Below are 12811 nucleotides of genomic sequence, written 5' to 3'. Positions count from 1 at the left end.
CCAGCCGGTCACGGCATGGCGGGCACAGCATGTTTACTGCCGATAGTTCACAGAACCGAGGTCGACCCACCGGCTGCGGCGATCTTTTCCTTCGCCGAGTCTGAGAAGGCATGCGCGGTGACGTCGAGCTTGACGCCTCCGAGCTCACCGGTCCCGAGGACCTTCACGAGCTGGTTCTTGCGTACGCCGCCGGCGGCCACGATGTCATCGACACCGATCGAGCCGCCGTCCGGGAACAGTGCCGCAAGGCGATCAAGGTTGACGACCTGGAACGTGGTGCCGAAGCGGTTCTTGAACCCCTTCAACTTGGGCAGGCGCTGCTGGAGCGGCGTCTGGCCACCCTCGAAGCCCAGCCGCACGGTGTTGCGGGCGTGGGTGCCCTTGGTGCCGCGACCTGCGGTCTTACCCTTGGAGCCCTCGCCGCGACCGACGCGCGTCTTGGCCTTGTGCGCGCCGGGTGCGGGGCGCAGGTGATGCAGCTTGATCGGGGTTGCCGATTTTTCGGTAGCCATCAGTTACTCAACTTCCTCGACGGATACCAGGTGCGGAACCGTCGCAACCATGCCGCGGATCTCCGGGCGGTCTTCTTTGACGACAACGTCGTGCAGCCGCTTTAGGCCCAGCGAACGCAACGTCTGACGCTGGTTCGGCTTGGTGCCGATAGCAGAGCGGATCTGCGTGACCTTCAAGTTCGACATCGCAGCTACGCTCCTTGACCGGCCCGCGCCCGCAGCATGCCGGCCGGTGCGACGTCTTCGAGCGGAAGTCCGCGGCGCGCAGCCACTTCTTCCGGCCGGACGAGGCCCTTGAGGGCAGCAACAGTCGCGTGCACGATGTTGATCGGGTTGTCTGAGCCGAGGCTCTTGGACAGGATGTCGCCGATTCCGGCGCACTCGAGTACGGCGCGCACCGGGCCGCCGGCGATAACACCGGTACCGGGGCTGGCCGGCTTCAGCATGACAACGCCGGCAGCCTTCTCGCCCTGGATCTGGTGCGGGATCGTGGTGGCGATCCGCGGAACCTTGAAGAAGTTCTTCTTAGCTTCCTCGACACCCTTGGCGATCGCGGCGGGGACCTCTTTGGCCTTGCCGTAGCCGACGCCCACGGTGCCGTCACCGTCACCGACGACGACCAGAGCGGTGAAGCTGAAGCGACGACCACCCTTGACGACCTTGGCTACCCGGTTGACCTTGATGACTTTTTCGAGATGGTTCGACTTTTCGGCCTGGTTGCCACCGCGGCCGCCGTCACGACGGTCCCGGCGCTCGCCACCTGCTCCGCCGCCACGGCGCTGTTGTCCTGGCATTAGATGCTCTCCTCAATTGCGAACACGTGCGTCTCAATATTCATTAGAAGTCGAGGCCCCCTTCGCGGGCGGCGTCGGCCAGCGCCGCGATGCGGCCGTGATACTTGTTGCCGCCACGGTCGAAGACAACCGACTCGATGCCGGCCTCCTTCGCGCGCTTGGCGACCAGCTCGCCGACCTTCTTCGACAGCGCGGTCTTGTCGCCGTCGGTCGCACGCAGCTCGGCCTCGGTGGTCGAGGCGAACACGAGGGTCTTGCCGACCGTGTCGTCGACGACCTGCACGCTGATGTGCCGGGTCGACCGGGTCACGACGAGCCGCGGACGGCTCGGCGTACCGGTGATCTTCTTGCGCAGCCGGAAATGGCGGCGCGCTTTGGAGTTACGTCGCTTGCTGGCGGCATCTTTGCCACCGGTGCGCACATTCGCGAAACCTGCCATGACTTACTTACCTTGCTTTCCGACCTTGCGGCGAACGACCTCGCCGGCGTACCGCACACCCTTGCCCTTGTAAGGCTCAGGCTTACGGATCTTGCGGATATTTGCTGCGACCTCGCCGACCAGCTGCTTGTCGATTCCCTCGACGGAGAACTTGGTAGGCGACTCGACCTTGAATGTGATGCCCTCGGGCGGATCGATGATGACCGGGTGCGAGAAACCAAGCGCGAACTCAAGGCTCGAACCCTTGGCCGTGACGCGGTAACCGACACCAACGATCTCCAGGCCCTTGCTGTAACCCTCGGTGACGCCCAAGACCATGTTGTTGACCAGGGTGCGAGACAGCCCGTGCCGCGAACGGCTTTCGCGTTCGTCGTTCGGACGGGTGACGACAAGCGCGCCATCGGCGTCCTTGGCGATCGTGATCGGCGAGACGACGGTGTGGCTCAGCGTGCCCTTGGGGCCTTTGACGGTGACGTCCTGACCGGCGATGTCTACCTCGACTCCGCTCGGGACAGTGACGGGAAGTCTTCCAATTCGTGACATGTTGTCTTCCCCTTACCAGACGTACGCGAGTACTTCGCCGCCGACGCCACGCTGGGTGGCCTGTCGGTCGGTGAGCAATCCGGACGAGGTAGAGATGATGGCGATCCCGAGCCCACCGAGCACTCGCGGCAGGCCCGTGGAACGGGCGTACACGCGCAGGCCGGGCTTGGAGATGCGGCGTACGCCGGCGATCGACCGCTCACGGTTGGGGCCGTACTTCAACTCGACGTTGAGCACCTTGCCCTTCTCACCGTCGGCGACGTCGTACGACGCGATGTAGCCCTGCTCCTTGAGGATCTGTGCGATGTGCGCCTTGAGTTTCGAGTGCGGCATGGACACGGAGTCGTGGAACGCCGAGTTGGCGTTACGCACACGCGTGAGCATGTCCGCGATTGGATCTGTCATTGTCATGACGTTTGTCTTACCCTTCTCACCGCGGTTCCCGGACTCCCTTGACGGGTGGGCCTTCGGCGAAGATGAAAGTTAGTGTTACCAGCTGGATTTCGTGACACCCGGAAGTTCGCCTGCATGCGCCATCTCGCGGAAGCAGATGCGGCAGAGGCCGAACTTGCGGTAGACCGAATGCGGACGACCACACCTGTTGCAGCGGGTGTAGGCGCGGACGGCGAACTTCTGCTTGCCGGCCGCCTTGTTGACGAGAGCTTTCTTTGCCATGCGCTTAGTTCTCCTTGAACGGGAAGCCGAGCGCGCGAAGCAGTGCCCGTCCCTCATCGTCGGTCTTGGCTGTCGTCACGACCGTGATGTCCATACCGCGGACACGGTCGACGTTGTCGATGTTGATCTCGTGGAACATCGACTGCTCGTTGAGACCGAACGTGTAGTTGCCGTTGCCATCGAACTGACGATCCGACAGACCACGGAAGTCGCGGATACGCGGCAGCGCCAGGGTCAGCGTGCGGTCCAAGAACTCCCACATCCGGGTGCCGCGCAGCGTGACCTTCGCGCCAATCGGCTGGCCCTCACGCAACTTGAACTGCGCGACGGATTTGGTCGCCCGGCGTACCAACGGCTTCTGGCCGGTGATCGCGGTCAGGTCACGCAGTGCCCCATCGATGATCTTCGCGTCGCGAGCCGCTTCGCCAACACCCATGTTGACGACGACCTTGACCACGCGCGGGATCTGCATGACATTGGCGTACGAGAACTTCTCGTTGAGCGCGGGGGCGATTTCCTCGGCGTACCGAGTCTTCAGCCGCGGCGCTGAAACAGTAGTTGCAGACATGATTTAGAGATCCTTGTCCTTGCCGGTCGACCGCTTGGAGACGCGCACGTTGCGGCCGTCCTCGTCCTTGCGGTAGCCCACGCGGGTCGCCTTGCCGTCTTTGTCAACGACCATGACGTTGCTTACGTGGATCGCGGCTTCCTTGGTAATGATGCCGCCCTCTTGCGAGCCGCGGCCCGAGGCCTGGATCTTGGTGTGCCGCTTGATGCGGTTAACGCCCTCGACGAGAACACGGTCACGCTCTGGGTAGGCCTCGATGACCTTGCCCTTCGCGCCCTTGTCCTTGCCCGAGATCACCAGTACCGTGTCGCCCTTTTTGACCTTCATTGGCTACAGCACCTCCGGCGCGAGCGAGATAATCTTCATGAACTTCTTGTCCCGCAGCTCACGGCCAACTGGGCCGAAGATGCGCGTCCCACGAGGTTCGCCGTCGGTCTTGATCAGTACGGCGGCGTTTTCGTCGAACTTGATGTATGAGCCGTCGGGGCGGCGGCGCTCCTTGACGGTGCGAACGATGACAGCCTTAACGACGTCACCCTTCTTCACACCGGCGCCGGGAATGGCGTCCTTGACGGTGCAAACGATGAGGTCGCCGATGCCGGCATAACGCCGACCTGAGCCACCGAGCACCCGGATGCACAGGACTTCTTTAGCCCCGGTGTTGTCGGCGACTCTAAGTCGCGACTCCTGCTGAATCACTGTGGTTTCTCCCAGTTGTCTGCCGGTTCTCTCGTGTTACCAAGAGCCTGGCCGAACGTATTGGATATTGCTGTTCGCCGATTCCGCGAGGAACTAACGAGCCTTTTCAATGACCTCGACCAGACGCCAGCGCTTCGTCGCGCTGACCGGGCGGGTCTCCATCAGACGGACGCGGTCGCCGATACCGGCTTCGTTGTTCTCGTCGTGGACCTTGAGCTTGCTGCTGCGACGCAGCACCTTGCCATAAAGAGCGTGCTTGAAACGCTCTTCGATCTGAACAACGACGGTCTTGTCCATCTTGTCACTCACGACGATGCCGCTGCGTACCTTGCGGTAGTTGCGGCCGCCGCCGTGACCGACGTCCGAATCTTTGATTTCCTCAGCCATAATCAGCCTTCACTGCTTTCGCTCGGTGCAACGGCAAGGCCCAGCTCGCGCTCGCGCAGGATCGTGTAGATCCGCGCGATGTCACTGCGGACGGCCTTGAGCCGCATGTTGTTTTCTAGTTGCCCGGTAGCGACCTGGAACCGAAGGTTGAAAAGTTCTTCCTTCGATTCGTGCAGGCGCGTCTCGAGTTCATCGTTCTCGAGCTCGCGCAGGTCCGACGGGGAGGTACCGACTGCCATTAGAACTCACTATCCCGGGTCACGATGCGGCACTTCATCGGGAGCTTGTGGATCGCACGGCGAAGTGCCTCGCGAGCGATCTGGTCATTGGGGTAGGTCATTTCGAACAGGACACGACCCGGCTTGATATTGGCGATCCACCACTCGGGCGAACCCTTACCGGAACCCATGCGGGTTTCGGCCGGCTTCTTCGTCAGGGGGCGGTCCGGGAAGATGTTGATCCAGACCTTGCCGCCACGACGGATGTGCCGGTTGATAGCGATACGCGCGGACTCAATCTGACGGTTGGTGACGTACGCCGGCTCGAGCGCCTGGATGCCGTAGTCGCCGAAAGTTACTCGGGTTCCACCTTTGGCAGCACCGGTCCGGGACGGGTGGTGCTGCTTGCGGTGCTTGACCCTGCGTGGGATAAGCATGGTTAGGCGTCCTTCTCCGACTCGGTGCCGCTGCCGGCTTCGGTCGTCTCGGCCGGGGCGGCGGCAGGAGCTTCTACGATCGCCTCGGCTACTTCGGTTGCGATTGCTTCGGTCGAGGTCGTGTCCGCTTCCTCGGGAGCCGGCGCCACGCTGGCCTGCGCTGCTGCGCGCCCGGCTTCGGTGCTGGTGCCCGTCGTACCGGACGAACCGGAACGGCGCGGACGACGCTCGGGACGCTGACGACGATGCTCGCGCAACGCGGTCTCAGCGGCCTCGCGCTCGGCCTTGCTCTGGGTGACATCGCCCTTGTAGATCCACACCTTGACGCCGATCCGACCGAAGGTCGTGCGGGCCTCATAGGTGCCGTAGTCGATGTTCGCGCGCAGCGTGTGCAGCGGCACCCGACCTTCGCGGTAGAACTCTGAGCGCGACATTTCCGCGCCGCCCAGACGTCCGCCACACTGGATCCGGATGCCCTTGACACCCTGAGCGCGCATGGCCGACTGCTGAGCCTTCTTCATTGCGCGACGGAACGCCACGCGGCTGGACAGCTGCTCGGCGATGCCCTGCGCGACCAGCTGAGCGTCCGCCTCGGGGTTCTTGACCTCGAGGATGTTGAGCTGGACTTGCTTGCTGGTGAGCTTCTCGAGCTCGCCGCGCAAACGCTCGGCTTCGGCGCCGCGGCGACCGATGACGATGCCAGGGCGCGCGGTGTGGATGTCGACGCGGACCCGATCCCGGGTGCGTTCGATCTCGACACTGGAGATGCCTGCGCGCTCCATGCCCGTCGTCATCAGGCGACGAATGGCAACGTCTTCCTTGACATAGTCGGCGTACTGCTTATCTGCGAACCAACGGGACTTCCACTCGGTGGTGATACCGAGCCGGAAACCGTGCGGGTTGACTTTCTGACCCACTAGCGGGCACTCCCCTTCGCGCTGGACTTCTTGGATTTCTTAGCGGACTTCGAGGGTGCGACGCTGGCGACCTCGATCGTGATGTGGCTGGTGCGCTTGCGGATGCGGTAGGCCCGTCCTTGCGCACGCGGCCGGAACCGCTTCATGGTCGGACCTTCGTCGACGTACGCACGGTGCACGACGAGCGTGTCGGCGTCGAGACGATGGTTTTCCTCGGCGTTGGCAACCGCGCTTGCGAGTACCTTCGCGACCGGTTCACTGGCCGACTGAGGAGCAAACTGCAGCACGATGAGTGCCTCTGCGGTCGGCAGATCCCGGATCAGGTCGATGACACGACGCGCCTTCATCGGCGTGACGCGGACGTGCTTAGCCCGGGCACGCACGACCTGAAGGTCGTCGGCCGCGGTGGCAGGCCCTGCGTTCATTCGCTTTCCCCTTGCTTAATTTCTGATCAAACTCTGCTTGTTACTGACGGTGGTCGACGTACTAGCCGCGACGCGACTTGCGGTCGTCCTTGATGTGACCCCGGAAGGTGCGGGTCGGTGCGAACTCGCCGAGCTTGTGCCCGACCATCGATTCCGAGACGAAGACCGGAACGTGCTTGCGACCGTCGTGGACGGCGAAGGTGTGTCCGAGCATGTCCGGGATGATCGTCGAACGACGCGACCAGGTCTTGATGACCGTCTTGGTGTTCTTCTCGTTCTGGTCATCGACCTTCTTCAGAAGATGATCATCGACGAAGTAGCCCTTTTTAACGCTGCGTGGCATGTCTATCTATCCTTAACGCTTCTTGCCGGTACGGCGCCGACGAACAATGAGCTGGTCACTGGGCTTGCGCTTGCGCGTGCGGCCCTCTGGCTTACCTGCGGGGTTGACCGGGTGACGACCACCGGAGGTCTTGCCCTCGCCACCACCGTGCGGGTGGTCGACCGGGTTCATGGCGACACCGCGGACGCTGGGGCGCTTGCCCTTCCAGCGCATGCGGCCGGCCTTGCCCCAGTTGATGTTGGACTGCTCGGCGTTGCCGACCTCGCCGACGGTCGCGCGGCAGCGCGCGTCGACGTTGCGGATCTCGCCGGACGGCATGCGCAGCTGGGCGTATGGGCCGTCCTTAGCAACCAGCTGGACCGACGCGCCCGCGGAACGGGCGATCTTCGCGCCGCCGCCGGGGCGAAGCTCGATCGCGTGCACGACCGTACCGGTCGGGATGTTGCGCAGGGGCAGGTTATTGCCCGGCTTGATGTCCGCGCCCGGACCCGACTCGACCTTGGCTCCCTGACCCAGCTTGACCGGCGCAATGATGTAGCGCTTCTCGCCGTCTGCGTAGTGCAGCAGCGCGATACGAGCGGTGCGGTTGGGGTCGTACTCGATGTGTGCGACCTTGGCTGGTACGCCGTCTTTATCCGCGCGGCGGAAGTCGATCAGTCGGTAAGCGCGCTTGTGTCCGCCACCCTGGTGCCGAGTGGTGACACGTCCGTGAGCGTTACGTCCACCCTTGTTGTGCAGGGGACGCACCAGCGACTTCTCCGGGGTGCTGCGGGTGACCTCTGCAAAATCAGAGACGCTCGACCCGCGACGACCCGGTGTCGTCGGCTTGTACTTGCGGATTGCCATTGTGGTTACCTATCTCGCTTCTTAGTTCGTTAGTTCCGCTCAGCCTTAGCTGACCGGTCCGCCAAAGATTTCGATGCGATCGCCCTCGGCGACGGTCACGATTGCGCGCTTGGTGTCCTTGCGCTTACCGATTCCGTAGCGAGTGCGTTTCGTCTTGCCCTGGCGGTTTGCTGTGTTGACGGCGAGAACCTTCACGCCGAAGATCTCTTGCACAGCGATCTTGATCTGGGTCTTGTTGGCGTCCGGCCGAATGAGGAAGGTGTACTTGTTTTCCTCAAGCAGGCCATAGCTCTTCTCCGAGATGACCGGAGCGAGCACGACGTCGCGTGGGTTGGACTTCATTACTTGTCACCCTCTTCTTGGGCTACCTCGTCGACGAGAACCTCGACCTCGACGCCGCGCTCGCGCGAGCCGCTGAGGAACTCTTCGAGCGCCGTCTCGGTGAAGACCACCGCGTCGGAGACGAGTACGTCGTGAGTGTTGAGCTGGTCGGCAACGAGCAAGTGCACGTTGGGCACGTTGCGCAGCGACACCCAGCCGGCCAGGTCATCGCGACCGAGCACGACGAGGATGCGCTTCTTGAGCGTGTCCACGAACGGAACCGCGGCGCGCAGTACCGCAAGCGCGTCCTTGGTCTTGACCGTGTCGCCGGTGGCGATCTGGGAAACCACGAAGAGCAGGTCCGCGCGGGCGCGGTCCGAGAGCGCGCCGCGCAGGGCGGCAGCCTTCATCTTCTTGGGGGTCTTCTGCGCGTAGTTGCGCGGCTGCGGACCGTGGACGATGCCGCCACCTGCGAACTGCGGCGCACGGGTCGAACCCTGACGGGCGCGGCCGGTGCCCTTCTGGCGGTATGGCTTCGCGCCGCCGCCGGAGACCTCGCCGCGAGTCTTCGCCTTCGCCGTACCCTGGCGCTTCGCCGCAAGCTGCGCGACGACGACCTGGTGCAACAGCGAAACGTTGGCCTGCGCGTCGAAAATCTCCGCAGGCAAATCGATGGACTTTGCCTTCTTGCCCTCGGTGTCGAGGACGTCGACGGTCAAGTTACTCACTTGCCCGCACCACCCTTCGTTGCCGCGCCACTGGCCTTCGGCGACATCTCGGTCTTGACCGAGTTGCGTACATATACAACGCCCTTGGCGTTGCCTGGAATCGCGCCCTTGATCAGCAGCAGGCCCTTCTCGGTGTCGACGCGGTGGACCTTAAGACCCATCGTCGTGACGCGGTCGCTACCCATCCGACCAGCCATCCGCATGCCCTTGAAGACACGACCTGGAGTGGCACAGCCACCGATCGAACCGGGCTTGCGGTGGTTGCGGTGCGCACCGTGCGAGGCACCCACGCCGTGGAAGCCGTGACGCTTCATGACGCCGGCGTAGCCCTTGCCCTTGCTCGTGCCGGTGACGTCGACGATCTGGCCCTCTTCGAAGATCTCCAAGGTGATTTCCTGGCCGATCTCGTAGGACTCTGCGTCTTCGGTGCGGATCTCGGCGATGTGCCGACGAGGCGTGACTCCCGCTTTCGCGAAGTGGCCCTTGTCCGGCTGGTTGACCTTGCGCGGGTCAATCTCGCCGTAGCCGATCTGAATTGCCGAGTAACCGTCGATGTCAGGCTTGCGTACCTGAGTGACGACACAGGGGCCGGCCTTGACGACGGTGACCGGGATGATCCGGTTGTTCTCGTCGAAGACCTGGGTCATCCCCAGTTTCGTACCCAAGACGCCGCGCTGCGTGCGGCTGAACTTGCTGGTCATCTGCTGCTGTCCCTACTGACTTCAGGTTGCTATTGCTTAGTTCGCGGTGCCGGGCCGGCGCGGCGCGCACTCTCGTGCGCGGCGTACGGCCCGAGCTGCTACTGGATGTTTACGTCGACGCTCGCGGGAAGGTCGATGCGCATGAGGGCATCGACAGTCTTTGGTGTCGGCTCAAGAATGTCGATGAGACGCTTGTGCGTGCGCATCTCGAAATGTTCGCGCGAGTCTTTGTACTTGTGCGGCGAACGGATGACGCAGTACACGTTCTTTTCAGTGGGCAGCGGCACTGGCCCGACGACGCGAGCGCCGGTGCGGGTGACCGTCTCAACGATCTTGCGCGCCGAAGCGTCAATCGCTTCGTGGTCGTAGGCCTTGAGCCTGATGCGGATCTTCTGTCCGGCCACGCTTTGCCGTCCTTTTCATAGCTGCGACGCGTGAGTTCGTCGCGCGCTGTCTCGGGTGCTGTCTGTCTTCGTGTTGCTGTTCGTGCTGGTGGTTCGTGCTGTTCGTTCTATCGAGCTTCGTGCGGTGAGCCACTCGGCCAGGAGTCAGCAGCATGCATGGCTGCGCCAGACTGGGCGCGTGCGTTGCGTGCGGTAGGTTCCGCTGCCACTGTTCAGGTGTCCGGGTCCTCCGGTCCACGCGGTCGGGCGTGTCGCCGCTTCCGCACATGCCAGCGCGACAGGATTCGTCGTACCGGATGGTGGTGAACCAGATGCGCTCGCGTGGAGCACGGTGCTCGGGTCGTGCTGTCGCCCTCGGCCCACGCTGTCCATGTTTCCAAATGTCCACGTAATTTGTGTCCACGGGATGGTGCAGCCGCGCGAAAGGCAACCCGTCAAGTATGCCCTACCCCGTCCGTCGAACACAAACGGGGTACGAGACTCATTTGGTGAAGCCCATCACGAGAGTGATGCCGGACGTTTGCGTATTGCTCGCTCATACTGGTCAGATGCGTCTCGACGACCCCGAGTTCATCGCCCACCCGTACCCGACGTTCGCCACCATGCGCGCACAGGCCCCGCTCCAGTGGGACGACGACCTGCAGATGTTCATCGCACTCTCCCACGCGTCTGCGGGGGCGGTTCTGCGGCACCGATCTCTTGGCCGGATCTGGGAGGATTTCCTGCCGGCCGCTGCGTATCCGGCACTCAACCTCATCCACCGACACGCGCTGCTCGAGATGGAGCCGCCCGAACACACTCGGCTGCGACGCCTGGTGGCGTCGGCCTTTGCGCGCGGTCACGTCGAGCGGCTGCGGCCGAGGGTGGTCGCCTTCGCCGCTGAGCTGGCGAACGCCGTAGCGGACGCCGGCTCAGATGGCTCGCCGGTAGACCTCCTTCCGATCTATGCCGAACCGCTGCCGATTGCGGTGATCGGCTCGCTACTCGGGGTGCCGGTCTCTGACTGGCATTTGCTACGGCCATGGTCCAACGCGATCGTGAAGATGTATGAGTACGGACGGAGCCCGGCTACCGAGCAAGCCGCCGAGTCCGCGGCGAGCGAGTTCGCGGCGTACCTGCGAGAGCTCGCGACCGCGCGGCGGCGTAACCGCGGCGACGACCTGATCTCCGACCTGCTTCGCGTACAGGACGAAGACGGCAGCAAGATCACCGACGACGAACTCGTGGCAACGGGCATCCTGCTGCTCAACGCCGGACACGAGGCGACCGTCAACGTCACGGGCAATGGCCTCTCGGCGCTCCTACAACGCCCAGAGCAGCTAGCCGCAGTGCAGAACGGGATCTCCGACCCAGCCGTCATCGCGCTCGCCTCGGAAGAATTGGTGCGCTTCGATGGACCGTTGCAGTTGTTCGAGCGGACCGCCACGGTCGATACGACAATCCACGGGGTAGAGATCGGCGCCGGTCAGAAGGTTGCGGCACTACTCGGGGCCGCCAATCACGATCCGGACGTTTTCGATAAACCCGAGGTCATGAACGTACTGCGCGACCCGAACCCGCACTTGGGATTCGGCGTGGGCATCCATTTCTGCCTCGGCGCACCGCTTGCCCGGGTCGAGATCCAGACGTCTTTATCGACACTTATCGATAGATTTCCGCACATCGCGCTCGTCGACGTGCCGCAGCACAACCCGGAGTTCGTCATCCGCGGCCTAGAACAACTCCCCGTCACGATCTAGTTTCGGGCTAGAGTCCAAGTATGGGCGATTTGCACTGCCCCGCCACCATCGTCATCGCCGCGGCCGGGGCCACGACACGTTCACGACTCATCGACGCTCTTACCGGGCGCCGGATTGCGATGGTCTTCGCGCCGCCGGGCGGCGAACCGGAGCAGAGCGCCGCCGTGCTCGCCTCATCACTCGGCTGCGCAATGCGCACTGAAACCGAGCTCGAGGCAAAGGACGCCGCAGAGAATGCCGCCGATGTGTCTCGTCGATGGAGCGATGTCGTCGATGAGATCGGCGACCGCTACCGCGGCGAAACGGTGCTCATCATGAGCACTCCGGCCGCGGTAGGGTCCGCCGTACCGTCTCTCACATCGGTCGCTGGCGTCCGGACACCCGCCGCGGACGCGGGAATCATGGCAGAACTCGAGTGCGACGCGGACGGCACCCGCGCCATCGCGTGGGCCGGCCCGGGCGACTAGCGCACTCCCCGAGGTCGAAACTGCACGCTGATCCGCGGGCCCACCGGCCTGGACGTTTTCGGCACCGCGTGCTCCCAGGTCCGCTGACACGAACCACCCATCACGATCAGGTCCCCGTGACCAAGTGAGTGCTTCAGCGCCGTCCCGCCGCCGCGGGGGCGCAGCATCAGCGTGCGCGGGGCACCCAACGACAGAATCGCGACCATCGTGTCTTCGGTCTTGCCACGGCCGACCGTGTCGCCATGCCACGCCACGCTGTCTCGCCCGTCGCGGTAGAGACACAGCCCCGCGGTTGCAAACTGCTCCCCCAACTCGGTGCCGTAGTAGCGGTCCAGGCACTCTTTTGCCTCCTCGAGCGCCGGATCGGGCAGCGGAGCGTGCTCGCCATAGAACGCCAGCAACCGGGGTACGTCGAGAATCTTGTCCCACATCGCGCGCTTTTCGGCGTACCACGGAACCTCGGCTTCGAGCCGCTCAAATAGCGGCCCAGAGCCACTCACCCAGCCCCGTCGAATGTCGATCCAAGCTCCGCGCGACAGTTCGGTGCGCCGTACCGCCCCAGCCAACGGAAGCACGGCCGTGTCGTCAATGACGTCGAGTAACGATTCTTGAAGTGCAGCGCTCATACCCCTGAAACTAGCATTCAGT

At 63.6% G+C, this 12811-nt stretch carries 24 protein-coding genes; 2 read left to right on the top strand and 22 right to left on the bottom strand.

Annotated features, from left to right (window positions below):
• Positions 1-47: 47 nt before the first annotated feature.
• The 21 genes from rplO to rpsJ all read right to left on the bottom strand — a co-directional run bounded on the left by rplO (position 48) and on the right by rpsJ (position 9957).
• Positions 48-512: a 50S ribosomal protein L15 gene (gene rplO / locus CLV47_RS10545; protein ID WP_106348984.1), complete on the bottom strand. Its 465-nt coding sequence runs from the start codon at positions 510-512 to the stop codon at positions 48-50.
• A gap of 3 nt (positions 513-515) precedes the next feature.
• Entirely contained in the window at positions 516-698 is a 183-nt protein-coding gene (gene rpmD / locus CLV47_RS10540; protein ID WP_106348983.1) for a 50S ribosomal protein L30, read from the bottom strand.
• 5 nt (positions 699-703) lie between these two features.
• Positions 704-1306: a 30S ribosomal protein S5 gene (rpsE, locus tag CLV47_RS10535; protein ID WP_106348982.1), complete on the bottom strand. Its 603-nt coding sequence runs from the start codon at positions 1304-1306 to the stop codon at positions 704-706.
• Positions 1307-1349: 43 nt separating this feature from the next.
• Entirely contained in the window at positions 1350-1745 is a 396-nt protein-coding gene (gene rplR / locus CLV47_RS10530) for a 50S ribosomal protein L18 (RefSeq protein ID WP_106348981.1), read from the bottom strand.
• Positions 1746-1748: 3 nt separating this feature from the next.
• The gene (gene rplF / locus CLV47_RS10525) at positions 1749-2288 is read right to left on the bottom strand and encodes a 50S ribosomal protein L6 (protein WP_106348980.1); all 540 of its coding nucleotides are present in this window, start codon (positions 2286-2288) and stop codon (positions 1749-1751) included.
• Between the two features lie 12 nt (positions 2289-2300).
• Positions 2301-2693 carry a 30S ribosomal protein S8 gene (rpsH, locus tag CLV47_RS10520; protein ID WP_474863133.1) on the bottom strand — a complete coding sequence of 131 codons (393 nt, stop codon included), beginning with the start codon at positions 2691-2693 and terminating at the stop codon, positions 2301-2303.
• Between the two features lie 84 nt (positions 2694-2777).
• On the bottom strand, positions 2778-2963 hold the full coding sequence (locus CLV47_RS10515) for a type Z 30S ribosomal protein S14 (RefSeq protein ID WP_106348978.1): 186 nt from the start codon (positions 2961-2963) through the stop codon (positions 2778-2780).
• Positions 2964-2967: 4 nt separating this feature from the next.
• On the bottom strand, positions 2968-3531 hold the full coding sequence (gene rplE, locus CLV47_RS10510; RefSeq protein ID WP_106348977.1) for a 50S ribosomal protein L5: 564 nt from the start codon (positions 3529-3531) through the stop codon (positions 2968-2970).
• A 3-nt stretch (positions 3532-3534) separates the two neighbouring features.
• Complete coding sequence (gene rplX, locus CLV47_RS10505; RefSeq protein ID WP_106348976.1) at positions 3535-3858, bottom strand: 50S ribosomal protein L24; 324 nt, start codon at positions 3856-3858, stop codon at positions 3535-3537.
• A 3-nt stretch (positions 3859-3861) separates the two neighbouring features.
• The gene (gene rplN / locus CLV47_RS10500) at positions 3862-4230 is read right to left on the bottom strand and encodes a 50S ribosomal protein L14 (protein WP_106348975.1); all 369 of its coding nucleotides are present in this window, start codon (positions 4228-4230) and stop codon (positions 3862-3864) included.
• A gap of 93 nt (positions 4231-4323) precedes the next feature.
• The gene (rpsQ, locus tag CLV47_RS10495) at positions 4324-4617 is read right to left on the bottom strand and encodes a 30S ribosomal protein S17 (RefSeq protein WP_106348974.1); all 294 of its coding nucleotides are present in this window, start codon (positions 4615-4617) and stop codon (positions 4324-4326) included.
• A gap of 2 nt (positions 4618-4619) precedes the next feature.
• A complete protein-coding gene (gene rpmC / locus CLV47_RS10490) occupies positions 4620-4856 on the bottom strand; it encodes a 50S ribosomal protein L29 (protein WP_106348973.1) in 237 nt (78 codons plus the stop codon).
• Entirely contained in the window at positions 4856-5272 is a 417-nt protein-coding gene (rplP, locus tag CLV47_RS10485) for a 50S ribosomal protein L16 (RefSeq protein WP_106348972.1), read from the bottom strand. The genes rpmC and rplP overlap by 1 nt, the downstream gene beginning before the upstream one ends.
• A gap of 2 nt (positions 5273-5274) precedes the next feature.
• A complete protein-coding gene (rpsC, locus tag CLV47_RS10480) occupies positions 5275-6189 on the bottom strand; it encodes a 30S ribosomal protein S3 (protein ID WP_106348971.1) in 915 nt (304 codons plus the stop codon).
• Complete coding sequence (rplV, locus tag CLV47_RS10475) at positions 6189-6614, bottom strand: 50S ribosomal protein L22 (RefSeq protein ID WP_106348970.1); 426 nt, start codon at positions 6612-6614, stop codon at positions 6189-6191. The genes rpsC and rplV overlap by 1 nt, the downstream gene beginning before the upstream one ends.
• A 61-nt stretch (positions 6615-6675) precedes the next feature.
• Positions 6676-6957 carry a 30S ribosomal protein S19 gene (gene rpsS / locus CLV47_RS10470; protein ID WP_106348969.1) on the bottom strand — a complete coding sequence of 94 codons (282 nt, stop codon included), beginning with the start codon at positions 6955-6957 and terminating at the stop codon, positions 6676-6678.
• Between the two features lie 12 nt (positions 6958-6969).
• On the bottom strand, positions 6970-7803 hold the full coding sequence (gene rplB / locus CLV47_RS10465) for a 50S ribosomal protein L2 (protein ID WP_106348968.1): 834 nt from the start codon (positions 7801-7803) through the stop codon (positions 6970-6972).
• 45 nt (positions 7804-7848) lie between these two features.
• Positions 7849-8145, bottom strand: a complete 297-nt coding sequence (gene rplW / locus CLV47_RS10460) for a 50S ribosomal protein L23 (RefSeq protein WP_106348967.1) — start codon at positions 8143-8145, stop codon at positions 7849-7851.
• On the bottom strand, positions 8145-8852 hold the full coding sequence (gene rplD / locus CLV47_RS10455; protein WP_106348966.1) for a 50S ribosomal protein L4: 708 nt from the start codon (positions 8850-8852) through the stop codon (positions 8145-8147). Before rplD ends, rplW begins: the two co-directional genes overlap by 1 nt.
• Complete coding sequence (gene rplC / locus CLV47_RS10450) at positions 8849-9553, bottom strand: 50S ribosomal protein L3 (RefSeq protein WP_106348965.1); 705 nt, start codon at positions 9551-9553, stop codon at positions 8849-8851. The genes rplD and rplC overlap by 4 nt, the downstream gene beginning before the upstream one ends.
• Before the next feature lie 98 nt (positions 9554-9651).
• On the bottom strand, positions 9652-9957 hold the full coding sequence (rpsJ, locus tag CLV47_RS10445) for a 30S ribosomal protein S10 (protein WP_009948626.1): 306 nt from the start codon (positions 9955-9957) through the stop codon (positions 9652-9654).
• A 548-nt stretch (positions 9958-10505) separates the two neighbouring features.
• Here rpsJ and CLV47_RS10440 point away from each other — a divergent pair.
• Positions 10506-11696 (top strand): cytochrome P450, encoded by a 1191-nt coding sequence (locus CLV47_RS10440; protein ID WP_106348964.1) that lies wholly within the window; start codon positions 10506-10508, stop codon positions 11694-11696.
• 20 nt (positions 11697-11716) lie between these two features.
• Complete coding sequence (locus CLV47_RS10435; protein ID WP_106348963.1) at positions 11717-12163, top strand: hypothetical protein; 447 nt, start codon at positions 11717-11719, stop codon at positions 12161-12163.
• Here CLV47_RS10435 and CLV47_RS10430 read toward each other — a convergent pair.
• Positions 12160-12789, bottom strand: coding sequence for an alpha-ketoglutarate-dependent dioxygenase AlkB (locus CLV47_RS10430; RefSeq protein WP_106348962.1), 630 nt, complete (start codon positions 12787-12789; stop codon positions 12160-12162). The genes CLV47_RS10435 and CLV47_RS10430 overlap by 4 nt on opposite strands.
• Positions 12790-12811 lie beyond the last annotated feature (22 nt).

Origin of the sequence: Antricoccus suffuscus (genome assembly GCF_003003235.1) — a bacterium.
In the GTDB taxonomy this organism is placed as follows: domain Bacteria; phylum Actinomycetota; class Actinomycetes; order Mycobacteriales; family Antricoccaceae; genus Antricoccus; species Antricoccus suffuscus.
Note: the sequence above shows the minus strand (reverse complement) of the source record. Positions and strands in the feature narration are given on the sequence as shown.